The 24,226-nt window shown below is 68.1% G+C and carries 24 protein-coding genes, 1 tRNA gene and 1 pseudogene; 14 read left to right on the top strand and 12 right to left on the bottom strand.

Annotation, left to right across the window (positions count from 1 at the left end):
• Positions 1–68: 68 nt before the first annotated feature.
• Positions 69–1,523, top strand: a complete 1,455-nt coding sequence (locus tag GON01_RS10295; RefSeq protein WP_157027286.1) for an MATE family efflux transporter — start codon at positions 69–71, stop codon at positions 1,521–1,523.
• Here GON01_RS10295 and GON01_RS10290 read toward each other — a convergent pair.
• On the bottom strand, positions 1,520–2,401 hold the full coding sequence (locus GON01_RS10290; RefSeq protein WP_157027285.1) for a diacylglycerol kinase family protein: 882 nt from the start codon (positions 2,399–2,401) through the stop codon (positions 1,520–1,522). The genes GON01_RS10295 and GON01_RS10290 overlap by 4 nt on opposite strands.
• A 29-nt stretch (positions 2,402–2,430) precedes the next feature.
• Between GON01_RS10290 and hemB the strand changes: the two genes are divergently transcribed.
• From hemB to GON01_RS10265, 5 genes are read left to right on the top strand one after another with little or no spacing between them, the layout of a single operon-like run.
• On the top strand, positions 2,431–3,426 hold the full coding sequence (gene hemB, locus GON01_RS10285) for a porphobilinogen synthase (RefSeq protein ID WP_157027284.1): 996 nt from the start codon (positions 2,431–2,433) through the stop codon (positions 3,424–3,426).
• Positions 3,423–4,841, top strand: coding sequence for a pyridoxal phosphate-dependent decarboxylase family protein (locus GON01_RS10280; RefSeq protein ID WP_157027283.1), 1,419 nt, complete (start codon positions 3,423–3,425; stop codon positions 4,839–4,841). The genes hemB and GON01_RS10280 overlap by 4 nt, the downstream gene beginning before the upstream one ends.
• A gap of 24 nt (positions 4,842–4,865) precedes the next feature.
• Entirely contained in the window at positions 4,866–7,100 is a 2,235-nt protein-coding gene (locus tag GON01_RS10275; protein ID WP_408640921.1) for a spermidine synthase, read from the top strand.
• A complete protein-coding gene (locus GON01_RS10270; protein ID WP_157027282.1) occupies positions 7,097–7,639 on the top strand; it encodes a GNAT family N-acetyltransferase in 543 nt (180 codons plus the stop codon). Before GON01_RS10275 ends, GON01_RS10270 begins: the two co-directional genes overlap by 4 nt.
• Positions 7,627–8,187 carry a gamma carbonic anhydrase family protein gene (locus tag GON01_RS10265; protein ID WP_157027281.1) on the top strand — a complete coding sequence of 187 codons (561 nt, stop codon included), beginning with the start codon at positions 7,627–7,629 and terminating at the stop codon, positions 8,185–8,187. The genes GON01_RS10270 and GON01_RS10265 overlap by 13 nt, the downstream gene beginning before the upstream one ends.
• Here GON01_RS10265 and GON01_RS10260 read toward each other — a convergent pair.
• Positions 8,165–8,650: a hypothetical protein gene (locus GON01_RS10260; protein ID WP_157027280.1), complete on the bottom strand. Its 486-nt coding sequence runs from the start codon at positions 8,648–8,650 to the stop codon at positions 8,165–8,167. The genes GON01_RS10265 and GON01_RS10260 overlap by 23 nt on opposite strands.
• Before the next feature lie 83 nt (positions 8,651–8,733).
• On the opposite strand from GON01_RS10260, the gene GON01_RS10255 reads away from it, so the two are divergent.
• The 3 genes from GON01_RS10255 to GON01_RS10245 all read left to right on the top strand — a co-directional run bounded on the left by GON01_RS10255 (position 8,734) and on the right by GON01_RS10245 (position 11,155).
• Positions 8,734–8,810 (top strand) — tRNA-Arg (locus GON01_RS10255).
• A gap of 303 nt (positions 8,811–9,113) precedes the next feature.
• A complete protein-coding gene (locus GON01_RS10250) occupies positions 9,114–9,641 on the top strand; it encodes a PAS domain-containing protein (protein WP_198159828.1) in 528 nt (175 codons plus the stop codon).
• A 311-nt stretch (positions 9,642–9,952) separates the two neighbouring features.
• Positions 9,953–11,155, top strand: coding sequence for a M20 metallopeptidase family protein (locus GON01_RS10245; protein WP_157027278.1), 1,203 nt, complete (start codon positions 9,953–9,955; stop codon positions 11,153–11,155).
• A gap of 1 nt (position 11,156) precedes the next feature.
• Here GON01_RS10245 and GON01_RS10240 read toward each other — a convergent pair whose 3' ends face one another.
• The 3 genes from GON01_RS10240 to GON01_RS10230 are packed head-to-tail and all read right to left on the bottom strand — an operon-like array spanning position 11,157 to position 14,239.
• A complete protein-coding gene (locus GON01_RS10240) occupies positions 11,157–12,719 on the bottom strand; it encodes a DHA2 family efflux MFS transporter permease subunit (RefSeq protein WP_157027277.1) in 1,563 nt (520 codons plus the stop codon).
• A complete protein-coding gene (locus GON01_RS10235; protein WP_157027276.1) occupies positions 12,700–13,800 on the bottom strand; it encodes an HlyD family secretion protein in 1,101 nt (366 codons plus the stop codon). Before GON01_RS10235 ends, GON01_RS10240 begins: the two co-directional genes overlap by 20 nt.
• Positions 13,793–14,239 (bottom strand): MarR family winged helix-turn-helix transcriptional regulator, encoded by a 447-nt coding sequence (locus tag GON01_RS10230; RefSeq protein WP_157027275.1) that lies wholly within the window; start codon positions 14,237–14,239, stop codon positions 13,793–13,795. The genes GON01_RS10235 and GON01_RS10230 overlap by 8 nt, the downstream gene beginning before the upstream one ends.
• 89 nt (positions 14,240–14,328) lie before the next feature.
• Between GON01_RS10230 and GON01_RS10225 the strand changes: the two genes are divergently transcribed.
• From GON01_RS10225 to GON01_RS10210, 4 genes are read left to right on the top strand one after another with little or no spacing between them, the layout of a single operon-like run.
• Positions 14,329–14,775 carry a GFA family protein gene (locus tag GON01_RS10225; RefSeq protein WP_157027274.1) on the top strand — a complete coding sequence of 149 codons (447 nt, stop codon included), beginning with the start codon at positions 14,329–14,331 and terminating at the stop codon, positions 14,773–14,775.
• Positions 14,772–15,524, top strand: coding sequence for an alpha/beta fold hydrolase (locus tag GON01_RS10220; RefSeq protein ID WP_157027273.1), 753 nt, complete (start codon positions 14,772–14,774; stop codon positions 15,522–15,524). The genes GON01_RS10225 and GON01_RS10220 overlap by 4 nt, the downstream gene beginning before the upstream one ends.
• Positions 15,525–15,578: 54 nt before the next feature.
• Positions 15,579–17,399 (top strand): M2 family metallopeptidase, encoded by a 1,821-nt coding sequence (locus GON01_RS10215; protein ID WP_157027272.1) that lies wholly within the window; start codon positions 15,579–15,581, stop codon positions 17,397–17,399.
• On the top strand, positions 17,393–18,160 hold the full coding sequence (locus GON01_RS10210; RefSeq protein ID WP_198159827.1) for an SIMPL domain-containing protein: 768 nt from the start codon (positions 17,393–17,395) through the stop codon (positions 18,158–18,160). The genes GON01_RS10215 and GON01_RS10210 overlap by 7 nt, the downstream gene beginning before the upstream one ends.
• Here the strand turns inward: GON01_RS10210 and GON01_RS10205 are convergent.
• The 4 genes from GON01_RS10205 to GON01_RS10190 all read right to left on the bottom strand — a co-directional run bounded on the left by GON01_RS10205 (position 18,157) and on the right by GON01_RS10190 (position 21,653).
• On the bottom strand, positions 18,157–19,275 hold the full coding sequence (locus GON01_RS10205) for an SDR family oxidoreductase (protein ID WP_157027270.1): 1,119 nt from the start codon (positions 19,273–19,275) through the stop codon (positions 18,157–18,159). The genes GON01_RS10210 and GON01_RS10205 overlap by 4 nt on opposite strands.
• 54 nt (positions 19,276–19,329) lie before the next feature.
• A complete protein-coding gene (locus tag GON01_RS10200; protein WP_157027269.1) occupies positions 19,330–20,790 on the bottom strand; it encodes an AMP nucleosidase in 1,461 nt (486 codons plus the stop codon).
• Positions 20,791–20,826: 36 nt separating this feature from the next.
• Positions 20,827–21,102, bottom strand: a complete 276-nt coding sequence (locus tag GON01_RS10195; protein WP_157027268.1) for a hypothetical protein — start codon at positions 21,100–21,102, stop codon at positions 20,827–20,829.
• 68 nt (positions 21,103–21,170) lie between these two features.
• A complete protein-coding gene (locus GON01_RS10190) occupies positions 21,171–21,653 on the bottom strand; it encodes a peroxiredoxin (RefSeq protein WP_157027267.1) in 483 nt (160 codons plus the stop codon).
• 107 nt (positions 21,654–21,760) lie between these two features.
• Between GON01_RS10190 and GON01_RS10185 the strand changes: the two genes are divergently transcribed.
• The gene (locus GON01_RS10185; RefSeq protein ID WP_157027266.1) at positions 21,761–22,318 is read left to right on the top strand and encodes a YqgE/AlgH family protein; all 558 of its coding nucleotides are present in this window, start codon (positions 21,761–21,763) and stop codon (positions 22,316–22,318) included.
• Here GON01_RS10185 and GON01_RS10180 read toward each other — a convergent pair.
• The 3 genes and pseudogenes from GON01_RS10180 to hemA all read right to left on the bottom strand — a co-directional run.
• Complete coding sequence (locus GON01_RS10180; protein WP_198159826.1) at positions 22,315–23,043, bottom strand: sulfite exporter TauE/SafE family protein; 729 nt, start codon at positions 23,041–23,043, stop codon at positions 22,315–22,317. The two genes, GON01_RS10185 and GON01_RS10180, sit on opposite strands and share 4 nt — an antisense overlap.
• Positions 23,044–23,060: 17 nt before the next feature.
• Positions 23,061–23,535 (bottom strand): annotated as a pseudogene (locus tag GON01_RS16990) (aminotransferase class I/II-fold pyridoxal phosphate-dependent enzyme); the annotation flags it as partial.
• 1 nt (position 23,536) lies between these two features.
• On the bottom strand, positions 23,537–24,193 hold a 657-nt coding region (gene hemA / locus GON01_RS16985; protein WP_232328773.1), incomplete at its 3' end, for a 5-aminolevulinate synthase.
• Positions 24,194–24,226 lie beyond the last annotated feature (33 nt).

Below are 24,226 nucleotides of genomic sequence, written 5' to 3'. Positions count from 1 at the left end.
GCAAAGTTCACGCGTTCCGCTGATGACGTACCGTGACCTTTGGGACCTTTGCCGCGTTGTGAGGCCCCATGGCGCGTGAGAATCCCGCGAATCGCCGCGACCTGACGCAGGGGCCGATCGGCTCGACCTTGCTGCTGTTCGCGCTGCCCACGCTCGGCTCGTCGGTGCTCCAGTCGCTGAACGGGTCGATCAACGCGATCTGGATCGGCCAGATCCTCGGCGAAAAGGCATTGGCGGCGACGACCAACGCCAGCCTGGTCATGTTCCTGCTGTTCGCGGCGGTGTTCGGATTCGGCATGGCGGCGACGATCCTGGTCGGCCAGAATATGGGCCGCCGCGACATCGACACCGCGCGGCGCGTCCTCGGCACCGCGCTCGGCCTGTTCATCGCGCTGTCCATGGTGACGGTCGCCGCCGGCTGGGTCTTCGCGCCGGCGCTGCTGCGGCTGCTGAGCACGCCGGCCGAGGTCTTCCCGCTCGCGCTCGCCTATCTGCGCGTGATCTTCCTGTTCATGCCGGCGAGCTACCTGACCGTGCTGCTGATGATGGGCCTGCGCGGCATGGGCGATTCGATGACGCCGCTCTATTTCATGGGGCTCAGCGCGGTGCTGGACGTGGCGCTGAACCCGGTCTTCATCCTCGGGCTCGGCCCGGCGCCGGCGCTCGGCATCGCCGGATCGGCGGTCGCGACCGTGATTGCCGGCCTCGCCGGACTGGCCGGCATGATCGCCTATATCTACGTAAAGGACCTGCCGATCCGGCTGCGCGGCCATGAATGGCGCTATCTCGTCTGCGACCGCGGGCTGCTCAAGCGGATCGTCGGCCTCGGCGTACCGATGGGGCTGCAGATGATCGTCGTCTCCACCTCGGCGCTGGCGATGATCGGCCTGGTCAACCAGCAGGGGACGGAAACCACCGCGGCCTATGGCGCCGCCAACCAGCTCTGGACCTATATCCAGATGCCGGCGATGGCGATCGGCGCGGCGGTCAGCGCGATGGTCGCCCAGAATATCGGCGCCGACCGCTGGGACCGCGTCGCGCGGGTCACCCGCGCGGGCGTGTGGATGAACATGCTGATGACCGGCGCGCTGCTGGCGGTGCTGACCCTGCTGGACCGGCACGTGCTGTGGCTGTTCCTCGGCACCGACGCGGACGCGATCGGCATCGCCGTCCGCATCAACCTGCTCGCGGGCTGGAGCTTCCTGCTGTTCGGCATCTCGATCGTGCTGTCGGCGACGGTGCGCGCGAACGGCGCGGTGATCGGGCCGCTGGTGATCCTCGCCATCGCGATGTTCCCGGTCCGCTTCGGCTTCGCCTATTCGCTGGAGCCGAGCTGGGGCGGGGACGCGATCTGGTGGAGCTTCCCGCTCGGTTCGGCCGCCTCGATGCTGATGACGATCGGCTATTATCTCCACGGCGGCTGGCGCAGGCAGCGCCTGGTCGGCCCACCGACGGTGCTCGAGGCGGAGGAGCGCACGCTCGCCGATGCCGACGCCACCGGCAAGATGAACCCGGTGGCTTAGGACCGGGGCGCCGCGACTTCGATGATGCCTGCGGCAACGCGTGCCGTGCAGGGCGTGTGGGCCAGCACTTCGCCGTCGATCGAGATGGGAAGCGGCGGGTCGGTCGCGATGCGAAGCTCGACGCCGTGGAACTCGCGGACGGTGCGCTTGCGGGCGCGAAGGCGGAAGATGCTTGCCGCCCAGCTCCACACCAGCCGGTGCCGGCTGTCGCCCAGCACCGCCTGGACGACGATCTCGCCGCTGTCGAGCCGGGCGTCGTCGACCAGCTCGGTGCCGCCATGGAAGCGGCCATTGGCGATCCGCACCTCGACCGCGTCGATCGTCTCGTTGCCGACCGTCAGTTTGAAGGGACGGAAGCGCAGGAACTGGATCGCCGCCCAGCCGAGATAGCCGACTCGCCCCAGATACCGCTTCAGATTGTGCGGGATCGTCTCCGCGATCAGCGGCGACATGCCGATCGCCGCCGCGTTGGCGAAATAGTCGGCGTCGATCATCCCCAGGTCGATCCGCCGCCGCTGCCCGCAAGCGATCACGTCGATCGCGCCTTCCAGCTCCAGCGGGATGCCGAGCGTCCGCGCGAAGCTGTTGGCGGTGCCGAGCGGCAGCAGCGCGAACACCGTGTCATGGGCCACGAAGTCGTCCACCGTTGAGGACAGCGTTCCGTCGCCGCCGCCGACGATCACCATCGGCGGGTCGGCCGCCAGCACGCGCCGGATCGTCGGCCGCAGCTGCTTCGGATCGCGCACCGCATGCGCCTCGAGCAGCTCGATGCCGCGCGCCTTCAGCAGCGCGCAGGCCTGGGCGAACAGGTCGCGCCCCTTGCGGGACTGGGCGTTGACGACAAGGGCGGCGCGCTTGGGAAGCTGTTTCACTGGCATCGGAACGCCGCTTCGGGCTAGTCGGGCGCATGCACAACGCCTCTTATCCCGCGCTCCGCCTGCGCCGCACCCGCGCCTCGGCCTGGAGCCGCGCGCTGCACGCCGAAACCGTCCTCACGCCCGCCGACCTGATCTGGCCTTTGTTCGTCGTCGAAGGCGAGGGGGTCGAGCAGCCGATCTCGACCATGCCCGGCGTCTCGCGCTGGTCGGTCGACCGGATCGTCGAGCGCGCGCGCGTCGCTCGCGACCTCGGCATCCCGTGCCTCGCGCTGTTCCCGAACACGCCCGAGCCTCTGCGCACCGACGATGGCGGGGAAGCGCTCAACCCGGACAATCTGATGTGCCGCGCGACTCGGGCGATCAGGGACGCAGTGCCGGAAGTCGGCATCCTCACCGACGTCGCGCTCGATCCCTACACCGCGCACGGCCATGACGGGCTGATCGACGCCGCCGGCTATGTGCTGAACGACGCGACCAAGGACGTGCTGGTCAGTCAGGCGCTGAACCAGGCTCGCGCGGGCGCCGACATCATCGCCCCGTCAGACATGATGGACGGCCGCGTCGCCGCGATCCGGGAGGCACTGGAAGGCGAAGGTTTCGTCAACGTCCAGATCATGGCCTATGCCGCCAAATACGCGTCCGCCTTCTACGGCCCGTTCCGCGATGCGGTCGGCTCGCGCGGGCGGCTGCAGGGTGACAAGAAGACCTACCAGATGAACCCCGCCAATGCAGAGGAAGCGCTGCGCGAGGTCGCGCTCGACCTGGCCGAAGGCGCGGACACGGTGATGGTGAAGCCGGGCCTGCCTTATCTCGACATCATCCGCCGCGTGAAGGAGCGGTTCGAGGTGCCCGTCTTCGCCTACGCCGTCTCCGGCGAATATGCGATGATCGAGGCAGCGGCCGCGGCCGGGGCAGGGGACCGCGACGCGCTGGTGCTGGAAAGCCTGATGTCGCTGAAGCGCGCCGGCTGCTCGGGCGTGCTCACCTACCATGCGCCGCTCGCGGCGAGGCTGATGGCCCGTTGAGCGAGCGCGAGCGACTGCGGGCATTGGCCGCCGCCGCGCGTCCGCTGGAGCCGGACGCTGGCGAGCGCGCGGCGTTGATGGCGGCCGTGCAGGCGCAGGCGGAGCGCTATCTCCAGGCGCTGCCCGAGGCGCCGACCTATCGCACCGGCGCCATGGCCGCGCCTGGCTTTCCCGATCGGCCGGCCGGCATCGACGATGCGCTCGCTTTCGTCTCGGAGCAGGTCGAGCAGCGCGGAATCGCCACCGCGTCCGGCCGCTTCATGGGCTATATCCCCGGCGGCGGCCTGTTCCATTCGGCGCTCGGCGACTTCCTCGCCGACGTGTCCAACAAATATGCCGGCTTCGCCTCCGCCGCACCGGGCGCGGTGCGGCTGGAGAATGCGTGCGTGCGCTGGCTGGCGGACGTGGTCGGCTACCCGGCCGACGCGGCCGGTGCGCTGACCTCGGGCGGCAGCATCGCGAACCTGTCGGCGATCGTCGCCGCCCGCGACGCGCTCGACCCGGACGGCGGCGGCGCCGTCTATGTCGCGCCGACCGCCCATCACTGCGTCGACAAGGCGCTGAAGATCGCCGGCCGCGGCCATGCCCCGCGCCGGATGCTTGCTCTCGACGCCAATCACCGGATCGCGCTCGATTCATTGGAAGCCGCGCTGGAGCAGGACCGGCGCGACGGCGTTCGGCCCTGGCTCGTCGTCGCCTCGGCGGGAACGGTCGACACCGGCTCGGTCGACCCGTTGGAAGGCATTGCCGAGCTCTGCGCGCGCCACGGCGCCTGGTTCCATGTCGACGGCGCCTATGGCGGCCTGTTCATGCTGTGCGCGGAAGGGCGCGCGGTGCTGGGCGGGATCGAGCGCGCCGACACGCTCGCGGTCGATCCGCACAAGACGTTGTTCCTGCCCTACGGCACCGGCGCCGTGCTCGCGCGCGACGGTCGCACCCTGCGCGCGTCGTTCAGCGCGACCGCCGACTATCTGACGCCGTTCGGGTCCCACGAGGACGTCTCGCCCGCCGATCTGTCGCCGGAGCTGACCCGGCATTTCCGTGCGCTGAGACTCTGGCTGCCGATCCAGCTCGCCGGCCTCGACGCTTTCCGGGCGGCCCAGTCGGAGAAGATCGGCCTTGCCCGCTACATGCACGCGCGGCTGACGGAGCTGCCGGGCTGGGAGACCGCCGCGCCGCCCGACCTGTCCGTGTTCGCCTTCCGCTACCGCCCCGCAGGCGGCGACGTCGACACCTTCAACGAGCGCCTCACCAAGCGGCTGCAGGACGAAGGCCGCGTGTTCTTGAGCTCGACGCGCATATATGGCCGCGTCCATCTGCGCGCCGCGATCGGCTCCTTCCGCACGCATCTGGCGCATGTCGACGAGGCGATCGACGCGCTCCGGCACGCCGCGCAGGCGCTGGAAGCGGAGTAGGGCGTGGCGACCGCGATCGGCGCGATCGAGGCGGCCGGGAGCGGCGAGAAGCGCCGCGACCTCGGCCCGCTGTTCGTCGGCACGATCTTCGTCGGCTCGTTCCTGGCGTTCCTGGTCCAGCCGATGATCGCGCGGATGGTGCTGCCCCGGCTCGGCGGCGCGCCGGCGGTCTGGAACAGCGCGATGCTGGTCTATCAGGCGCTGCTGCTCGGCGGCTATGCCTATGCCCATGCGCTGGCGCGGCTGAACGTGCGCACGCAGTCGGTCGTCCACCTGCTCCTGCTGGCGGCGGCGGCGCTGCTGCTGCCGATCGGGCTGATCGGGCGTGTGCCCTCGGCGACCGCATCGCCCGCCTTCTGGGTGCCGTGGCTGCTGCTGTTGTCGATCGGGCCGCTCTTCTTCGCGGTCGCCGCGCAGGCGCCGCTGATCCAGCGCTGGTATGCGGCGGCGACCGGAGGCCGCGACCCCTATCCGCTCTATGCCGCATCCAACCTGGGCAGCTTCACCGGCCTGCTCAGCTACCCGCTGCTGGTGGAGCCGCGCCTGCCGCTTGGGGACCAGAGCGAGCTCTGGACGGGCGGCTATGTCCTGCTGGTCGTGCTGACGCTCGCCTGCGCGGCAGTGCTGCCGCGGGCCGGGCTCGACACGTCGGACGCCGGCTACACTGCGGAAGCGCCGCCAGCGCTCGGGCGCCGGCTCTGGTGGATTCTGCTCGCGGCCGTCCCTTCCGGGCTGATGCTGTCGACGACGACCTATCTCACCACCGACATCGTCGCGATGCCGATGATGTGGGTGATCCCGCTCGGCCTCTACCTGCTGAGCTTCACGCTGGCCTTCGCCGAGGCGCGCGGGGCGGTTGTCGCGCTGTGCCGCATCTCGCCGCTGGTGCTGCTCGCGATCGGCGGTCTCGCGATCGAGAACGCGCCGCGCCAGCCGCTCCTGACCGCCGCGGTCGAGCTGATCCTGCTGTTCGTGGTCGCGGTCACGCTGCATGGGCAGATGTACCGGACGCGGCCGGCGCCGATCTACCTGACCGGCTTCTATCTCTGCATGGCGGTCGGCGGCGCGCTGGGCGGGCTGTTCTCGGGCCTGGTCGCGCCGCTGGCGTTCGATTGGACCTATGAGCATCCGCTGCTGATCCTGGCCGCCGCCGCTTTGGTGCCGCAGCACTATCTGTTCGTCTGGACCGAACGCCTGTGGGAAAGCCCCGTGCGCGCCCGCCTGCTGACCACCCTGATGGCGGTGCTGACCATCGCCATCGCCGCCATCTCGATCGAGCAGCCCTGGCCATGGCTGTGGGGCCGCGCCGGCTGGTTCGGCGCCGGCGCGATCGGGCTGCTGACCTTCGTCTGCCTCGGCAAGCGCGGGCCGTTCCTGATCGGCATTGCCGGCATGATGCTGGTGCTGGGCGGCTATGACGCGATCCGCCTGTCGCTGACGCCGGACGCGCGCTTCCGCAGCTATTTCGGCGTCTATACGATCCGCGATTATGACGACATCCGAACGCTCGCGCACGGCACCACGTCCCACGGCCTCCAGCTGCTGACGCCGGGCCATGAGCGGGACCCGACCAGCTATTACAGCCCGAGTTCGGGGGTAGGCCAGGCGATGCTGCACCTGCCTGCGATCTCCGGTCCGAACGCGCGAGTCGGCGCGGTCGGGCTCGGCACCGGCACGCTGGCCTGCTATGCGCGGCCGGGGCAGGACTGGCGCTTCTACGAGATCGACCCGACGGTCGTGCATATCGCGCGGCAAACGGGGAAGTTCACCTTCCTCGCCCGCTGCGACCCCGCCGCCGCGATCGTGCTGGGCGACGCGCGGCTGTCGCTGGACGCCGCCGCGACCGACAGCCTCGACATGCTGGTGCTCGACGCTTTCACGTCGGACGCGATCCCGATGCACCTGCTGACGCGCGAGGCGTTCGCGATCTACGCCCGGGTGCTCGATCGGCGCGGCATGCTGCTCGTCCACATCTCCAACCGCTTTCTAGACCTTGAGCCGGTGGTCGCGGCGGCGGCCCGCGACGGCGGCTGGTATGCCGCCCGCTATGACGACACGATCGCGCCCGACAGCGAGGCCTATCGGACCATCTCCAGCTCCAGCTGGATCCTGATGACGCGCGATGCGGCTGTGCTGAGCGCGGCGATCGCCGATCCGCCCGCCGGCGGCGCCTGGACGCCGCTCCGCGAGGACCCCGGCTTTTCCGGCTGGAGCGACGACTATGCGACGATCCTGCCGCTGGTGAAGGTGCTGCGATGAGCTTCGCCCAGGTCACCGAGCGGCTGGTCCTGCGTAGCTGGCGCGAGGAGGACGTCGACGCGTTCGAGCAGGCCTGCAACACGCCCGCGGTCATGCGCTACCTGGGCGGCCTCCAGACGCGCGATCAGATCGAGGCCGCCGTCGCGCGCATCCGCGCCTGCGAGGCCGAGCATGGCTATTGCTTCTGGGCGGTTGAGCGGCGGGCGGACCGCGGCTTCCTCGGCTTTTGCGGCCTCAAGCCGCTTAACGCCCCCGGCGCGCCGCAGCGGATGCAGGCGGAGCCGGAGATCGGCTGGCGGCTCCGCGAGGACACATGGGGGCAGGGCTATGCGAAGGAAGCCGCCCGCGCCGCGCTCGATCTGGCCTTCTCGCGGTTCGGCATGCGCCAGGTCTATGCGATCACCATGACGGAGAACGCGCCGAGCTGGGGTCTGATGCGGCGCCTCGGCATGGCCGCGCGGCCGCAGCTCGATTTCGACATGCCCGGCTATGGCCGGCACGTGACCTACCGCATCGGGAGCGACGAATGGACGGGGTAAGCCTGATCGAAATCCACGGTAAGCGGCCGCGCATCCACGACACGGCCTTCATCGCCCCCGGCTGCCGGCTGATCGGCGATATCGAGATCGGGCCGGACGTCAGCATCTGGTACAATTGCGTGCTGCGCGCGGACGTGAACTTCATCCGCATCGGCGCCCGCACCAACATCCAGGACGGCAGCGTCTGCCATGTCGATTCGCCGCGGCCCGGCGCGCCGGACGGGCACCCGCTGATCATTGGCGAGGACGTGCTGATCGGGCACATGGCGATGGTGCATGGCTGCACGCTTGCCGATCGCAGCTTCGTCGGCTTGGGCGCGATCGTGATGGACGGCTGCGCGATCGACAGCCACGGCATGCTCGCCGCCGGCGCGATGCTGACGCCGGGGCGCCGCATCGGTGCGCGTGAGCTCTGGGGCGGTCGCCCTGCCAAGCTGATGCGGGAGCTGACCGACGCTGAAGTCGCCGGCAACGCGATCGGCGTCGCGCATTATGTCGAAAACGGCCGCGCCCACCGGGCGGCGATCAGCGGACGATCCGCGCCCTGATCCGGTCGAGGTCGCGCTGCTGCGCCTCGACGATCGCGCCGACTTCGGCATCGGCGGCCTGCAGCTCCGTCAGGCCGGCCTCGCTGCCGGTCTTCACGCGCTCCGCGATCAGCGCGTCCAGCTCGGCCAGTGCCGTCGTCGACGGCGCGCGCTCGCTTTCCAGCGCGCTCAGCAGCTCCTGCGCCACCACCCAGCTTTCGCTGCCATCGGCGCCCGCGCCCGATGCCGCGCTCTCGGCCTTGGGGAGCAGCGCGGCAAAGCCACTCTGGCCGGCCCGCGCCCGTGCGACCAAGCCGTCGATCTGCGCCTTCAGCGAGGCGTCGGCGGGGGCGGGGGGCGCCACCTGGCGCACGGGCTCGCTCAGGTCGCGATCCTCGATCGGCCGCTTGGCCAGCGAGGGGCCGACACCCGCGCTCGCGCAGCCGGCGAGCATCAGCGGAACCAGGAGAAACAGGCGCGTCATCGCCGCTCCGCCTAGGTCGTTCGATTGAGGCCCGCAATGGGGTTGCATCCACCGAACGACCCGCCTATGTCGCCGCTTCCCGCGCGCCCGTAGCTCAGCTGGATAGAGCATCAGACTACGAATCTGAGGGTCGGACGTTCGAATCGTTCCGGGCGCGCCATTTTCTCCGCAGCTTCTGCGGCCCACGAAATCCTGCCGGCGACCCCTCGGCCCCTCTCCCATGGGGAGAGGGCGACTCGCGCTTCAGCGCGAGCGGGGGGAGGGGAACAGCACTTTGTGGAGGGCGCCATACCCCCACCCGGTCCGCGCAAGCGCACGAACGTCCAGAAGGTGGGATTTCCAAACTTCCCGTTTGACGAGGAAATGCGGCGCGGGCAGGCTGGTCGTAGCAGCACCGGGTATTGGGAACATGACCACTGCGCGCGCGCAACGCCACTTCCGGACGCCGAACGGGAAGCGCCGGATGGCGCAGCTGGTTTATCGGGAGGTCTATTCCCGGGCACCGACACCGTTCCTCCTGATGACGCCCGAGTTCGAGATCATTGACGCAAATGATGCGTATCTCGCGGCCACAATGCGGCAGCGCGACAGCCTGGCCGGGCGCGATATGTTCCAGGCTTTTCCGGACAATCCTGCGGTTCCCGGCGCAGATGGCGTCGCCAACCTCAAGCAATCGCTGACCACGGCGCGCGCCTCCGCGTCGCGGCAGGTCATGAAAGTCCAACGTTACGACGTGATCGATCCGGAGGGTCAGTGGAAAAAGCGCTACTGGCGTCCCGTGAATTGGCCCGTACTCGACAAAGCGGGCACCGTACTGGCGCTGGTGCACCACGTAATGGACGTGACTTCGGAGGCGCTTGTCAGAGAGCGCGTCGAGTGGACCGACATATTGTTCCGGCGGGCAGACGCCGCTTGCGAGCAATCCCGGCTGCTTCGCGAAGAAACCCGACAACGGCTGGAGCGCTTGCGGCGACGACCATATACAAGCTGACCACAGCAAAGAGGGCGCGAGGGCCGCTCTTGTCGCGGTAAGTCTGCCACAACTCGTCAATGCCGAGCGCGCCACGAAATGTCTGTCCTACTCGCGCGTGTTCCTGCTACGTTCCGCTTGAATGGACGACTCGCCCGCCTTCCAATCTTCGGTCCTGATCGCCCCGGTCGATCAATCCCGTACCATTGATCGAGGGGATTTTTTCCGCACGCCGAACCTTCGTAACCTTCCGCGCTTGGGGCCGGCGTTGCGCGGTATCGCTTGCCTTGCCGGGGCGGAGGGGCTTGACTGACGCTTTCGGGAGAGCGCGCATGACCATTCACACCGCCGACTGGACCAGGGATGCCGAGGCGATCCTGCCCGATCTCGTCGCGCTGCGCCGCGCGATCCATGCCGAGCCGGAGCTCGGGCTGTCGCTGCCCAAGACCACGGCGAAGGTGAAGGCGGCGCTCGACGGGCTGCCGCTCGATTATCGCGAGGGCGGCGCCACCACCGGGGTCGTCGCGGTGCTGAAGGGCGCCCGGCCAGGCCGGACGGTGCTGCTGCGCGGCGACATGGACGCGCTGCCGATGGACGAGGATACCGGCCTCTCCTTCGCGTCCGGCACGGCGGGGGCGATGCACGCCTGCGGGCATGACAGCCATGTCGCGATGCTGGTCGGCGCCGCGAAGCTGCTGAGCGCGAAGCGCGAGGCGTTGGCGGGGACCGTCCTCTTCATGTTCCAGCCGGGCGAGGAAGGCTGGCACGGCGCGCGGCACATGCTCGACGACGGCCTGCTCGATCCGCTGCCCGACGCGGCGTTCGCGCTGCACGTGATGCCGAATGCGCCGCACGGCGTGTTCAGCAGCCGCGCCGGGCCGCTGCTCGCCTCGGCCGACAAGATTAAGGTGACGGTCCATGGCCGCGGCGGCCATGCGTCGATGCCGCACGACGCGCTCGATCCGGTGCCGGTCGCCTGCGAGATCGTGATGGCGATCCAGACCTGGGTGACGCGGCACGTGTCGGTCACCGATCCGGCGGTGGTCACGATCGGCAAGGTCGAGGCGGGCTCCACCGACAATGTGATCCCGGAAAGCGCCTTCCTGCTCGGCACCATCCGCACCCTGTCGCCCGGCACGCGCAAGGCGGTGCAGGACGGGCTGAAGCGTTTGGCCGAGGGCATCGCCGCCGCCCATGGCGCGAGCGCGACCGTCGCGTTCGAGGCCGGCTTTCCGCCGACCGTCTGCGACGCCCGCGCGGTCGCGTTCGCGCGGGCGACGGTGGAGGCAGTGTTCGGCCCCGAGGCGTGGCTTACCATGCCCGCGCCGGTGATGGGGGCGGAGGACTTCTCCTATGTGCTGGAGAAAGTGCCCGGCGCGATGGCGTTCCTGGGCGCGTCTGAAAGCGGCAGCGACTGGCGCAGCTGCTGCGGGCTGCACTCCAACCGGATGGTGCTCGACGAAAGCGTGATGGCGCGCGGCGCCGCGCTCCACGCGGCCATTGCGGAGCGCTTCCTTGCGGACGGCTTTGGCTGAGCTATTCCATCATCATGTGCTGCGGCCCGTCGGCGGGCTTGCCCGGCCGGCGCAGGAAGATCACCAGCGGCACTGCCAGCATCGTCACGATCGCCATCATCTTGAAGTCGTCCAGATAGGCGATCATCAGCGCCTGCCGGTTGATCTCGGCGTCGATCGCCGCCATGACGGCATCGCCGGCGCCCGCCAGCCGCTCCGACGCCGAGGGGTCGATCGAAGGCAGGCTGAACGGGGTGATGTGGCCGACCAGGTCCGAATGGCTGGTCTGGACGTTGCGGGCGAGGAAGGTCGTCACCACCGAGATGCCGGCCGAGGCGCCGATCGAGCGGAACAGGTTCAGCAGGCTCGCGCCTTCGGTCCGGTACTTGGGATCCAGGGTGGCGAAGGCGGTCAGGTTCAACGGCATGAACACCAGGCCCATGCCGAGGCCCTGGATCGCGCCCGAAATCACGATCCAGCGATAGTCCATGCCCAGCGACCACTGCGTCATTTCCCAAAGCGACAGCGCCGCGATCGCCATGCCGGTGCCCACCAGCCAGCGCGGATCGACCTTGCCCATCAGCTGGCCCGCCACCCACATCGTCGCGAGCACGCCGACGCCGCGCGGGGCGAGCAGCAGGCCGGCGTCGATCACCGGATAGTCCCAGATGCGCTGCAGCATCGGCGGCAGCAGCGCCATCGTCGCGAACATGATGACCCCGATCACCACCATGAAGAACAGCGCCGTGATCATGTTGCGGTTGGCGAACAGTTCCCGGTCGAACATCGGGTGCTTGCCCGTCACCATGTGGACGATGAACATCCAGGCGGCGGCCAGCGCCACGCCGGCCTCGATCCGCACTTCCCAGCTGTCGAACCAGTCGAGCTGCTGGCCGCGATCCAGCATGATCTGGAAGCAGGAGACGGCGAGCGCCAGCAGCGCGAAGCCGAAGATGTCGAACCGCCTCGGCCGCAGCGGCTTGGCCGGCAGCAGCAGCCACATCATCGCGAAGGTGATGATGCCGAACGGGACGTTGACGTAGAAGCACCAGCGCCAGTTGAAATTGTCGGTCAGCCAGCCGCCCAGCACCGGGCCCAGGATCGGCCCGACCATGATGCCCATGCCCCACACCGCCATCGCCCGCGCTTGGCGGGAGGGCGGGTTGATGTCCATCATCACCGTCTGCGACAGCGGGTTGATGAACGCGGCGGCGATGCCCTGGAAGACGCGGAAGATCACCATCTCGCCCAGGCTGGTGGCAATCCCGCACAGCATCGAGGCGATGACGAAGCCGGCGACGGCGGCGAGGAACAGGTTGCGCGATCCGAACCGGTCGGCGAGCCAGCCGGTCACCGGGATCGCGATCGCCGAGGCGACGATATAGCTGGTCAGCACCCAGGTGACGGTGTCCGCCGTCGCCCCCAGCGACGTCTGCATGTGCGGCAGCGCGACGTTGGCGATGGTCGTGTCGAGGATCTGCATGATCGTCGCGAGCATCACCGCGATCGTCAGCAGCCCGCGTTGTTCGACCGGCGTGGCGGCGACGTCCGCCGCCGCGACGGGATTAGTGCTGGCCGCGGACATCGACCGTCACATCGGCGCTCAGGCCCGCGATCAGCGGCCGCGGCGACGCCTCGTCGATCGCGATCCGCACGGGGACGCGCTGCGTGACCTTCACCCAATTGCCATTGGCGTTCTGCGCGGGCAGCACCGAGAATTCGGAGCCGGTGCCGGCGCCGAAGCTCCAGACATGACCCTTCAGCTTCAGCCCCGAATAGGCGTCGATCTCGATCTCCGCCGGCTGGCCGACGCGCACCTTGTTCAGCTGCGTCTCCTTGAAATTGGCCTCGACCCAGGTGCGGTCGCCGACGACGATGCTGAGCGCGGGCAGGCCGGAGACGATCTGGTTGCCGACCTGCAGCCGGTCCGCCTGGCTGACGGTGCCGGGCGCCGGCGCGCGGACTTCGGTGCGCTTCAGGTTCAGGAGCGCTTGGTCGAGCTGCGCGCGCGCCGCCGCGATCTGCGGGTTCTCGCCGGGGACGGCGGCGCCGGTCTGCAGCTTCGCCTTGGCCAGCGCGGCCTCGGCCTGCGCGTTCTGCAGCTGCACCTTGGCCTGCTGCAGCGCGTGCTGCGAGTTCAGGTAATTGGCCCGGGTCGTGAACCCGCGCGCCATCAGCGCGGACTGGCGATCGAAATCCTCCTGCGCCTGCTGGATCGCGATGCGCGCCCCTTCGATATCGGCGCCCTTCCCCTGATATTCGGTGCGAAGCGTCTGCACGTTGACCTGCGCGCTGGCGAGCGCGGCGCGCGCCTGCTCGACCGCGATGCGATACGGCTCCGGGTCGATCCGGAACAGCAGGTCGCCCTTGTTCACGTGCTGGTTCTCGCGGACCGAGACCTCGACGATGCGGCCGCCGACATCGGCGCTCACCGACACCTTGTCCTGCTGCACATAGGCGTTGTCGGTGGACACGAACCGGCCGGACGTCAGCCAGAAATAGGCACCGACGCCGATGATGATCAGCGGAACCGACAGGAGTGCGACGATGCGCAGCCAGCCGCGCTTCGGCTTTTCGGCGGCCGGCTCGGCCGCGGCCGGGGCCTGGACGTCGGCCGGAGCGGTGATTTCGCGCTCGGCGATGATGGGGCGATCTGCGTCAGCCATTTGCGGCGGCCTTTTCTTTGCGTTCGTCGTTCAGGTTGGTGCGGATTCGTTCCAGCAGCGCCATCAGCCGCTCGCGATCCGACTCGCTGACGCCATCCAGCGCGTCCTCGATCAGACCGTCGCCGAGAGAACGCAGTTCGCCCAGAATCGGGCGCGCGCGATCGGTCAGATAGATGCGCCAGGCGCGGCGGTCCGTTGGATCGGGGCGGCGCTCGACCAGGTCGGCGTCCGACAATCGGTCCACCATCCGGCACAGGGTGATCGCCTCGACGTCCAGCAGGTCGGCGAGGCGGCCTTGGTTCACGCCTTCGTGGCGCGAAAGCGTGGTCAGCATCCGCCATTGCTGGCGCGTGACCCCGATCGTGCGCGCGCGCACGTCGAACGCACGCCGCATCAGGCGCGAGATGTCGCCGATCAGGAATCCGAGCGTATCAGCCATGGGCGGCGCACATAATAGTGCATGCTTATTATTCAATCGTTGATGCAGATCATTTGTGCGGCCATGGCGAGGGCGAGAGGAGGCGAGCGATGGAAACGGTCACCGGCGGCTGCCAGTGCAGGCGTATCCGCTACGAAGTCGGCATCGAGAATGACGAGGCCTATCTCTGCCACTGCCGCATGTGCCAGCGCGCGACGGGAGGCTTCGCGGCAGCGTTCAAGAGCGTGAAGCGCGCCGATGTTCGCTGGCTGGGCGACGAGCCGGACTGGTATGACAGCTCGCCGATCGCGCGGCGGCCGTTCTGCGCGACCTGCGGCACGCCGCTCGGCTTCGCGTTCCTTGAGGGCAGCGACAATATGGACCTGACCCTCGGCAGCTTCGACGATCCGGGACGGTTCGCGCCGGTCCATCATTTCGGCGCCGAGAGCATGCACGAAGCCTGGCTCGACACCTCGCAGCTGAAGCGCATCCGCACGGACGAGTATCAGCTGCTGGTCGACAAATGGGTGCAGGCGACGGGAAAGATGCCGGAATGAGCCCGAAGACCCACTTCTTCACTGCCTCGGACGGCGTCCGCCTTGCCTGGCACGAGCAGGGGAAGGGGCAGCCGGTGGTGCTGATCCACGGCTATATCTCCTCGGCCGACATGAACTGGATCCGGTTCGGCCATGCCGCCAAGGTGGCGGCCAAGGGCTTCCGCGTGATCATGCCGGACCTGCGCGCGCATGGGCAAAGCGAGGCGCCGCACGATCCCGCCCTGTATCCGCCCGACATCCTGACCGACGACAATCTCGCCCTGATCGCGCATCTGGGCCTGACGGACTATGATCTCGGCGGCTACTCGCTCGGCGCGCGCACCGTCGCGCGCATGCTCGCCCGCGACGCCAGTCCCCGCCGCGTCATCTTCTCCGGCATGGGGCTGGAGGGGCTGATCCATACCTCGCGTCGCGCCGGCCATTTCCGGCACGTGCTGACCAACCTCGGCAGCTTCCGGCCCGGCACGCCCGAGGGCAATGTGCAGGGCTTCATCAAGTCGACCAAAAGCGACCCGATCGCCTTGCTGAACATCCTCAGCACCTTCACCGACACGCCCGAACCCGTCATCCGTGCCATCGAGCAGCCGGTGCTGGTGCTGTGCGGCGAGGAGGATGACGACAACGGATCGGCAACCGCCCTTGCCGAGGCGCTGCCGCACGGAGAGCTCGCGCTGGTACCGGGCGGCCATATGAGCGCGGTGGTGAAGCCGGAGCTGGGCGAAGCGCTCGCGCGGTTCCTCGCCGCTTGACCTCGGGCGCGTCGCGGCGTCATCTGCTTGCCATCCGGACATGAGAGGATGCCGATGAAGAGGATGATGATTTCCGCGCTCGCCGTCGCGGCGGCGCTCGCCGCGGGCAGCGCGGTGGCCCAGCAGCCCGCCGCCCCGACCGCGGCGGAGGCCGACGCCTTCGTCGCCAACGCCGAAAAGCAGCTGGCGGAGTTTTCCGTCGATGCCGCGCGGATCGCGTGGATCAACAACACCTATATCACCGACGATACCGACGCTCTGGCGGCCAAATACGGTACGATCGGGACCGAGATGTCGGTCAAGTTCGCCAAGGAGGCCGCCCGTTTCCAGAAGGTTCCGGGGCTTTCCTTTGACACGAAGCGAAAGCTCGACATCCTGCGCGGCGGCCTCGTCCTGCCGGCCCCGACGACGCCCGGCGCAGCGACGGAGCTCAACGAGATCGCGACGCGGCTGAACTCGACCTACGGCAAAGGCAAGGGCATGCTGCACGGCAAGCCGATCAGCGGCAGCGATATCGAGGCGGCGATGGGCACCAGCCGCGACCCCGCCGAGCTGAAGGAGATGTGGATCAGCTGGCACGACAATGTCGGCAAGCCGATGCGCGCCGATTATGCGCCGATGGTCGAGATCGCGAACCAGGGCGCGAAGGAGCTCGGCTACCCGGACACCGGCGCGATGTGGCGCTCCCAATATGACATGCCGCCCGACCAGTTCGCGGCGCTGACCGACAAGCTCTGGAACCAGGTCAAGCCGCTCTATGACGAGCTGCATTGCTACACCCGCGCCAGGCTGAACGCGAAATATGGCGACGCGGTCCAGCCCAAGGCCGGCCCGATCCGCGCCGACCTGCTCGGCAACATGTGGGCGCAGGAATGGGGCAACATCTACGACATCGTCGCGCCCCCCGGCGCCGGCGACCTGGGTTACGAAGTCGGCGACTTGCTGAAGGCCAAGGGCTATGACTGGAAGAAGATGGTCCAGACCGGGGAGGGCTTTTATTCCTCGCTCGGCTTCGCGCCGCTTCCCGAAACGTTCTGGCAGCGCTCGCTGTTCCTGAAGCCCGCCGACCGCGAAGTCGTGTGCCACGCCTCGGCCTGGGACATCGACAACAAGGACGATCTGCGCATCAAGATGTGCATCAAGGTGAACTCGGACGATTTCACCACCATCCATCACGAGCTTGGCCACAATTACTATCAGCGGGCCTATAACAAGCAGCCGTTCCTCTATCTGAACGGCGCGAACGACGGTTTCCACGAAGCGATCGGCGATTTCGTCGCGCTGTCGATCACGCCGCAATATCTGGTCAGCATCGGCCTGCTCGATCCCGCCAGGGTGCCGAGCGCGGACAAGGATATCGGCCTGCTGCTCCGCCAGGCGATGGACAAGGTCGCGTTCCTGCCGTTCGGCCTGCTGGTCGACAAATGGCGCTGGGGCGTGTTCTCGGGCCAGATCCAGCCCGCCGACTACAACACCGCGTGGACCGCGCTGCGGCTTCAATACCAGGGCGTGACGCCGCCGGCGCCGCGCGATCCGGCGACGTCGTTCGATCCGGGCGCCAAATATCACGTGCCCGGCAACACGCCCTACACGCGCTATTTCCTGGCCCGGCTGCTGCAGTTCCAATTCTACAAGGCCGCGTGCGAGCAGGCCGGCTGGAAAGGGCCGCTGCACCGCTGCTCCTTCTACAACAACAAGGAGGTCGGTCGCCGCCTGAACGCGATGCTGGAGATGGGCGCGTCCAAGCCCTGGCCCGATGCGCTGGAGAAATTCACCGGCACCCGCGAAATCTCGGGCGATGCGATGGTGGCCTATTTCCAGCCGCTGATGGCCTGGCTGAAACAGCAGAACAAAGGCCAGAAATGCGGATGGTAAGCGCCTTGCTCCGCACGGTCCTGGCCGCCACTGCCGCCATAGCGGCGGCGACCGCGGCGCACGCCCAAGGCGGCCCGATCTCGCCCGCACTACCGGCACCTGGCCAGGTGCTGCTCCAGCTTCTGGCCACAGGCAGCGTGACCCTGCCGGCGGATCGTGCCGCATGGCGCGTCCAACTCGTCTGCAAAGGCAAGACGCTTGCCGAAGCTCGACAGGCCAGCAAGGCACGGCTGGATCAACTGGCGAGCGCATTGCGTGCGGCCGGGGGCGATGCGGTCAAGCTTCAGGCTGTCGCTCCGAACGGCCCGTTCGGCTTCATCGGAAATGAACAATATGGCGATGCAGTCGCGGCCTTGGCGGCCACCGGTCTCCCCGATGCGACGAGCGTGCCGCAGGAGAAGACGATTGTCAGCTCTTACGAAGTTACGCTCGCCGATCTTTCCAGAACGTCGCTGGTTCGGGCGGCCATAGAATCGGTTGCCAATGGCGGCAGCGATCCGGTCTACCGCTTGAATGACGCGGATAACGCGCGCCGCAAGGCAGGCGCTCAAGCATTGGCTAAGGCAAGCCTAGACGCTCAGGCCTATGCTGCGGCGGCCGGGATGAAGCTGGGCCCGATGACGCGACTGGCTAATGTGGGGCCGGCGGGCATCGAGCGATGGAACCAGGAACTTCAGGCACGGATTTTCGGCGCCCCCGAGCCGCCCGGGACCGTGACGACAACTGAAACCGTGTATGTCGATTTCGTGCTGAACCCTTAAGGCAGCCGCTCCGGGACCATGTTCTCGTCGGCGATCATCGCCTCGAACTGGGCGCTCGAATCGGAACCGTCCGTCTGGTGCGCGGTCAGCGCGGGCTCCGGCGTCTCGCCGTTCCCGCGCCGCCGTGCCAGCGCGTAGATGGCCGCCGCTACGCCGCCCAGGATCGCGGCCGCCGCCCAGGGCCGCATCTGGGCTTCCAGCGCGAGGCTCTGCCGGCGCACATAGCCGTCGCGGTTGCTGTGGACATGGCCGTCGCGGCGCGGCCGGAACAGATTGTCCGCCTCGCCCTTGCGGGCCGGCTTCTCCGTCGTCTGGATCGGCAGCCCGAGCAGTTCCATCACCCGATCGGTCAGGCCGGGGGCGAGGTTGCCGGCCTTGCTGATCATCAAGCCGGCGCCGCCGACTGTCATTTCCCGCTTGCGGTTCTCAGCCGCGAACAGGATCGCGCGCGCGACCAGCTCGGGATCATAGACGATCGGCGGAATCTTCGCCGGCTCGTCCAGCTTGTTGCGCGCATGCTCGGGATAGGGCGTGTCCATGCCGTTCGGCTTGATCAGCGTCACGGAGACCGGCGCACCGTCGGCCTCCAGCTCCATGCGCAGCCCGTCGGTAAAGCCCTTCACCGCGTGCTTCATCGCCGAATAGACGCTCTGGTAGATCATCGTGCGTTCGGACAGCACCGAGCCGATATTGATGATCGCGCCGCCGCGCTCCTTCAGCTCGCGCGCGGCATGGAGCGACGCCGCGACCAGTCCGAAATAGCCGACGTCGAACACCCGCCGGTGCTCGTCCATCGAGGTCTCTTCCAGCTTGCCGTAGATCGCGACGGCGGCATCGTTGACCCAGGTGTCGAACGGGCCGAACCGCTCCGCGCAGAAGCCGGCGATCCGTTCGGCCGCGTCCTCGTCTGCGATGTCGAGGGCAAGCGACGCCGCGCGCCCGCCCTTCAGCTTGATCTGCTCGACCGTTTCGTCGAGCGCTTGGGCGTTGCGTGCCACCAGCACCACGCGCGCGCCCGCATCGGCGGCGCGGCGCGCGGTGGCAAGCCCGATCCCGCTCGACGCGCCCGTAATGACGATGATCTGTTCGGCAAGCGGCTTCAGTCGCCCGGGCATGGTGTTTCCTCCGGCTGGTTGCCGGGGGAACGCGTGAAGGGAGCGGCGTTTCCCTTACCGGAACGGCGGCTCGTTAAACGCTCGCAGCTTGCGGCTATGGAGCTTCGCCCCTTCGCGGCGGAGCTCGACGCATGCCTCGATGCCGATGCGCATATGCTCGTTGATCGCGCGTTCGTAGAAGCGGTTTGCCTGGCCCGGCAGCTTCAGCTCGCCGTGCAGCGGCTTGTCGGACACGCAGAGCAACGTGCCGTAGGGCACCCGGAAGCGATAGCCCTGGGCCGCGATCGTCGCCGATTCCATGTCCACGCCGACGGCGCGGGACAGCGAGAAGCGCAGCGCCGACTTGCTGTAGCGCAGCTCCCAATTGCGATCGTCGGTGGTGACGATCGTGCCGGTGCGCAGGCGACGCTTCAGCACGTCGGCGGTCTCGCCCGAAATCGCTTCTGCGGCGCGATAGAGCGCCTGCTGGACCTCGGCGATCGCGGGCACCGGGATCTCGGGCGGCAGCACGTCGTCAAGGACATGGTCGTCCCGCAGATAGGCGTGCGCCAGCACATAGTCGCCGATCCGCTGGCTGGGCCTCAGCCCGCCGCAATGGCCGATCATCAGCCAGGCTTCTGGCCTCAGCACCGCCAGATGGTCGGTGATCGTCTTGGCGTTGGACGGGCCGACGCCGATATTGACCAGGCTGATGCCTGACCGGTCGGGTGCGGTCAGGTGCCAGGCCGGCATCTGGTGGCGGCGCCAGGCGAAGTCGGCGACCGCCTTGTCCGGGTCGACCGTGTCGCGCGTCATGAACAGGCCGCCGGGGCCGGACAGGGCAGTGAACCGCTCATCCTCTCCCAGCGACTTGCATGCCCATTGGACGAACTCGTCGACATAGCGGTGATAGTTGGTGAACAGGATATAGCGCTGCACATTCTCGGGCGGCGTACCGGTATAGTGCCGCAGCCGTGCGAGCGAGAAATCGGTCCGCAACCCGTCGAACAGTGCCAGGGGGCGCGGCAGCTCGCCGTCGGCAGCGGGAATGCCGTCGGCGATCTCGTCGCCGATATGGGCGAGCTCCGTCGCCGGAAACCAGTGCGCCAGCTCGGCCGGCGACACGCCTTCCAGCGTCAGGTCGTGGCCGGGGTCGAGGACATAAGGGAAGGGGATTTCCTGCCGGCTCCGGCCCACCTCGACAGTGACGCCATACCCATCGATCAGCAGGGTCAGCTGCTCGTTCAGATACTCGGCGAACAGGCGCGGCCGCGTGACCGTTGTCGCATAGGTTCCGGCCGCCACCAGCCGTCCGAACGAGCGGATCGGCAGAGGCGTGGGGCCGCCGCCGCGGTAGCGCAGGCGCAGCTCCGGATAGCAGAACAAGCCGTCCTTGCGCGCTTTCCGGTCCGGCTTGGTGCCGTCGACCACATAGGCGGAAATGGCGGCCTGTAGCGCCTCGACCGCGTCGTCGTAGATGCGCGCCAGCGCGTCGATCAGCGCGGCTGGATTCTGCTCGATCTTATTCTCTGTCATGGCAGGTCGTTAATGGCCCGCCATGACAGTGGCAAGTCAGCCCTTGTCGCTCGACTTTTCCGACCGGCCGCTGCTCATCTTGTCGCGCATGGCGCCGGCCGCCTCGACGATCTTATCCTTGTTCATCACCGCCGCCGCAGCCGCCGCGACACCGCCGATCACAGCCGCTGTGGTGCCGGGATTGTTCTTCACGGCATCGACGCCGCCCTGGAACAGCGTGCCGGCACGTTCCTTCAGGTCGCTCGCCCGGTCGGCCATCGTCGTGCCGCCCTGGCTCTGGTTGGTCGCGTTCGTCTGATTGTCGGTGGCCATTTGCCAGTCCTCCGTTCTTCGTTCGGTTGCCCTATCAACCGATGGCGGGAGGCCTCCGTTCCGAGCTCTCAGAGGTGTTCGAGCATATATTCGGCAGAACTCACCTCGAACGCGCCCGGCTGCTCCACGTTGAGCGCCTTCACGACGCCGTCATCGACCACCATAGAGTAGCGCTGGCTGCGGGTGCCCATTCCGAACTTGCCGAAGTCGGCATCCAGGCCCAGCGCCTTTGCGAACGCGCCGTTGCCGTCCGCCAGCATCGTGACCTTGCCGTCCGCGCCGGCCTGCTTCGCCCAGGCGCCCATCACGAACGCGTCGTTGACCGCGGTGCAGGCGACCTCGTCGATACCCTTCGCCGTCAGCTCGTCGATCTTGTTCAGGAAGCTCGGCAGATGACGCGCGGAGCAGGTCGGCGTAAAGGCACCGGGCACGCAGAACAGCGCGATCTTGCGGCCGGCGAAATAATCGTCCGTCTGCACTGCATCGGGTCCGTTCTCGGTCACCTTGATCAGGGTCGCACTCGGCAGCCTGTCGCCAACCTTGATGGTCATGTCCGTCTCCTCGTCGCGCCCGAGTCGGGCCTGCCCAGCCTCGTGTCGGGCCGGGAAGGGAGCGTCAAGGGATTGGGCTCGCGGGTCGCGACGCCTATAACGGCCGCATGAGTCCCCCGTTCCTGACCGGCCAATTGCTGCTCGCCATGCCCGGCATCGGCGATCCACGCTTCGAAAAGGCGGTGATCGCCGTCTGCATGCATGACGAGCGCGGCGCGCTCGGCATCGGCATCGGCCGGCTCGCGCCGCGCCTCGGCTTTCATGCGCTGCTCGAGCAATTCGATATCCCGGCCGGCGAATCGTCCGACTCGCCGGTGCATCTGGGCGGGCCGGTTGACCCGCAGCGAGGTTTCGTGCTGCATTCGCTCGACTGGGGCGGGCAGGATACGATCGAGGTCGACGGCCGCTTCGCGCTCACCAACACGATCGACGTTCTGCGCGCGGTGGCCGAAGGGAAGGGGCCCAGCCGCTGGCTCGCCGCGCTCGGCTATGCCGGGTGGAGCGAAGGCCAGTTGGACGAGGAAATGACGCGCCACGGCTGGTTCACGGTCGAGGCGACTGAGACGTTGCTGTTCGACACGCCGGTGGAGCAGCGCTGGGGCGCCGCGTTCCAGAGCGCCGGCATCGACCCGCGGCTGCTCAGCGCAAGCGCCGGCCAGGCCTAGTAGCGAAAGAAGAACAGCACGGCGACGCCCACGCCGATCGTCATCACGGTCAGGCGCAGCACGAACGGGCTGACGACGCTGGCGAGGCGGCCGCCCAACGCTCCGCCGATCAGCGACCCGCCCGCCATCGCTGCGGCCGCGCTCCAGACGACCAGCCCCGATCCGCCGAACACCAACACGGCCGCGAGGTTGGCGGACAGCGACAGCGCCTGCTTCAGGCCATTGAGCCTCGTCAGGCTGTCATCGATGGTGAGGCCGAGCACGGCAAGGAAGATCACGCTCAAGCCGGCGCCGAAATAGCCGCCATAGATCGCGCCCAGGAATACGGGGGCGATGGCCCAGCCGATTCCCAGGGCGCCGGACCGGCGCTGCAGCGCGCCGCGGATTCGGTCCTGGATGCCGAGCAGCGCGCAGCCGCCGAGCAGCAGCCAGGGGACGAGCGCCTGGAACAGCTTCGCGCTGCTCATCAGGATCAGGAATCCGCCCAGCAGGCCGCCGACCAGCGCCACCGGTGCGAGCAGCCAGACGCGCCGGGACTGGCCTTTCAGGTCGCGCGCCTGGCCCAGGATGCCGCCGATATAGCCGGGGAAAAGCGCGACGGTGTTGGTCACATTGGCCGCGACCGGAGGCACGCCGGCGGCGATCAGCGCCGGGAAGGTCAGGATCGACCCGCCGCCCGCCAGCGCGTTGATCGCGCCGGCGCCGATCGCGGCGAGGGCCAGCAATGCGAGTTCGGCTGGACTCAGGCCGCGAGCCTCAGCTCAAGCCGGTCCCAGATCTCGACCAGCGCGTCGGTGAGTTCGCGCATCATCTCGGGGCTGTGGGTCGGGCCGGGCGTGAAGCGCAGGCGCTCGGTGCCGCGCGGCACGGTCGGGAAGTTGATCGGCTGCACATAGACGCCGTATTCGGCGAGCAGGATATCGCTGATCCGCTTGGCCTTGACGGGATCGCCGACCATCAGCGGCACGATATGGGTGGTGGTGGGCATGACAGGCAGCCCGGCATCGCGGAACATCGCCTTCAGCGTCGCGGCGGCGGCCTGCTGCCCTTCGCGCTCGATGGAGCTTTGCTTCAGGTGCCGCACGCTTGCGAGCACGCCTGCGACCAGCACCGGCGACAGTGAGGTCGTGAAGATGAAGCCCGGCGCATAGCTGCGGATCACGTCGACGATCACCTTGTCGGCCGCGATATAGCCGCCCATCACGCCGAACGCCTTGNGACCGCATGCACTTCGTCGAGATAGGTGAGCGCGCCATATTTGTCGGCAAGGTCGCAGATCCGGGCGATCGGCGCCACGTCGCCGTCCATCGAATAGACGCTCTCGAACGCGATCAGCTTGGGCGCCTCCGGGTCCGCCGCCGCGAGCAGCTCTTCCAGATGCTCGAGGTCATTGTGCCGGAACACCCGCTTCTCGGCGCCCGAGTTGCGGATGCCGGCGATCATCGAAGCGTGGTTCAGCTCGTCGGAAAAGATCACGCAGCCGGGCAGGATCCTGGCGAGCGTGGAGAGCGTCGCCTCGTTCGAGACATAGCCCGAAGTGAACAGCAACGCCGCTTCCTTGCCGTGCAGGTCGGCGAGCTCCGCTTCCAGATCGACATGGTAATGGGTGTTGCCGGCGATGTTGCGCGTGCCGCCGGCACCGGCGCCGACATCGTGCAGCGCCTCCTCCATCGCCGCGATCACCTTGGGATGCTGACCCATCGACAGATAGTCGTTCGAGCACCACACCGTGATCGGCTTCGGACCATTATGCCCGGCAAAGCAGCGCGCGTTCGGGAACGTCCCCTTGTTGCGCAAGATGTCGATGAACACCCGGTACCGGCCCTCGCCGTGCAACCGGTCGATCGCCTGCGTGAAAATGCGGTTGTAGTCCAAAACCCTAGCCTGCCTTGCCCGTCCGGGTGACGG

It is taken from the genome of Sphingomonas horti (assembly GCF_009753715.1).
Classification (GTDB): Bacteria; Pseudomonadota; Alphaproteobacteria; order Sphingomonadales; family Sphingomonadaceae; genus Sphingomonas_B; species Sphingomonas_B horti.
This window is presented reverse-complemented; position numbering and strand designations above follow the sequence as displayed.

Bases quoted from the DNA above. Each gene is read 5' to 3' on its own strand.
- GON01_RS10225 (WP_157027274.1), top strand. From the start codon at position 14,329: ATGGAAACGGTCACCGGCGGCTGCCAGTGCAGGCGTATCCGCTACGAA.
- GON01_RS10260 (WP_157027280.1), bottom strand. From the start codon at position 8,650: ATGACGCGCCTGTTTCTCCTGGTTCCGCTGATGCTCGCCGGCTGCGCG.
- GON01_RS10265 (WP_157027281.1), top strand. From the start codon at position 7,627: ATGGACGGGGTAAGCCTGATCGAAATCCACGGTAAGCGGCCGCGCATC.
- GON01_RS10240 (WP_157027277.1), bottom strand. From the start codon at position 12,719: ATGTCCGCGGCCAGCACTAATCCCGTCGCGGCGGCGGACGTCGCCGCC.
- GON01_RS10190 (WP_157027267.1), bottom strand. From the start codon at position 21,653: ATGACCATCAAGGTTGGCGACAGGCTGCCGAGTGCGACCCTGATCAAG.
- GON01_RS10245 (WP_157027278.1), top strand. From the start codon at position 9,953: ATGACCATTCACACCGCCGACTGGACCAGGGATGCCGAGGCGATCCTG.
- GON01_RS10220 (WP_157027273.1), top strand. From the start codon at position 14,772: ATGAGCCCGAAGACCCACTTCTTCACTGCCTCGGACGGCGTCCGCCTT.
- GON01_RS10185 (WP_157027266.1), top strand. From the start codon at position 21,761: ATGAGTCCCCCGTTCCTGACCGGCCAATTGCTGCTCGCCATGCCCGGC.
- GON01_RS10290 (WP_157027285.1), bottom strand. From the start codon at position 2,401: ATGCCAGTGAAACAGCTTCCCAAGCGCGCCGCCCTTGTCGTCAACGCC.
- GON01_RS10295 (WP_157027286.1), top strand. From the start codon at position 69: ATGGCGCGTGAGAATCCCGCGAATCGCCGCGACCTGACGCAGGGGCCG.
- GON01_RS10195 (WP_157027268.1), bottom strand. From the start codon at position 21,102: ATGGCCACCGACAATCAGACGAACGCGACCAACCAGAGCCAGGGCGGC.
- GON01_RS10200 (WP_157027269.1), bottom strand. From the start codon at position 20,790: ATGACAGAGAATAAGATCGAGCAGAATCCAGCCGCGCTGATCGACGCG.
- GON01_RS10210 (WP_198159827.1), top strand. From the start codon at position 17,393: ATGGTAAGCGCCTTGCTCCGCACGGTCCTGGCCGCCACTGCCGCCATA.
- GON01_RS10235 (WP_157027276.1), bottom strand. From the start codon at position 13,800: ATGGCTGACGCAGATCGCCCCATCATCGCCGAGCGCGAAATCACCGCT.
- GON01_RS10230 (WP_157027275.1), bottom strand. From the start codon at position 14,239: ATGGCTGATACGCTCGGATTCCTGATCGGCGACATCTCGCGCCTGATG.
- GON01_RS10215 (WP_157027272.1), top strand. From the start codon at position 15,579: ATGAAGAGGATGATGATTTCCGCGCTCGCCGTCGCGGCGGCGCTCGCC.
- hemB (WP_157027284.1), top strand. From the start codon at position 2,431: ATGCACAACGCCTCTTATCCCGCGCTCCGCCTGCGCCGCACCCGCGCC.
- GON01_RS10250 (WP_198159828.1), top strand. From the start codon at position 9,114: ATGGCGCAGCTGGTTTATCGGGAGGTCTATTCCCGGGCACCGACACCG.
- GON01_RS10270 (WP_157027282.1), top strand. From the start codon at position 7,097: ATGAGCTTCGCCCAGGTCACCGAGCGGCTGGTCCTGCGTAGCTGGCGC.
- GON01_RS10205 (WP_157027270.1), bottom strand. From the start codon at position 19,275: ATGCCCGGGCGACTGAAGCCGCTTGCCGAACAGATCATCGTCATTACG.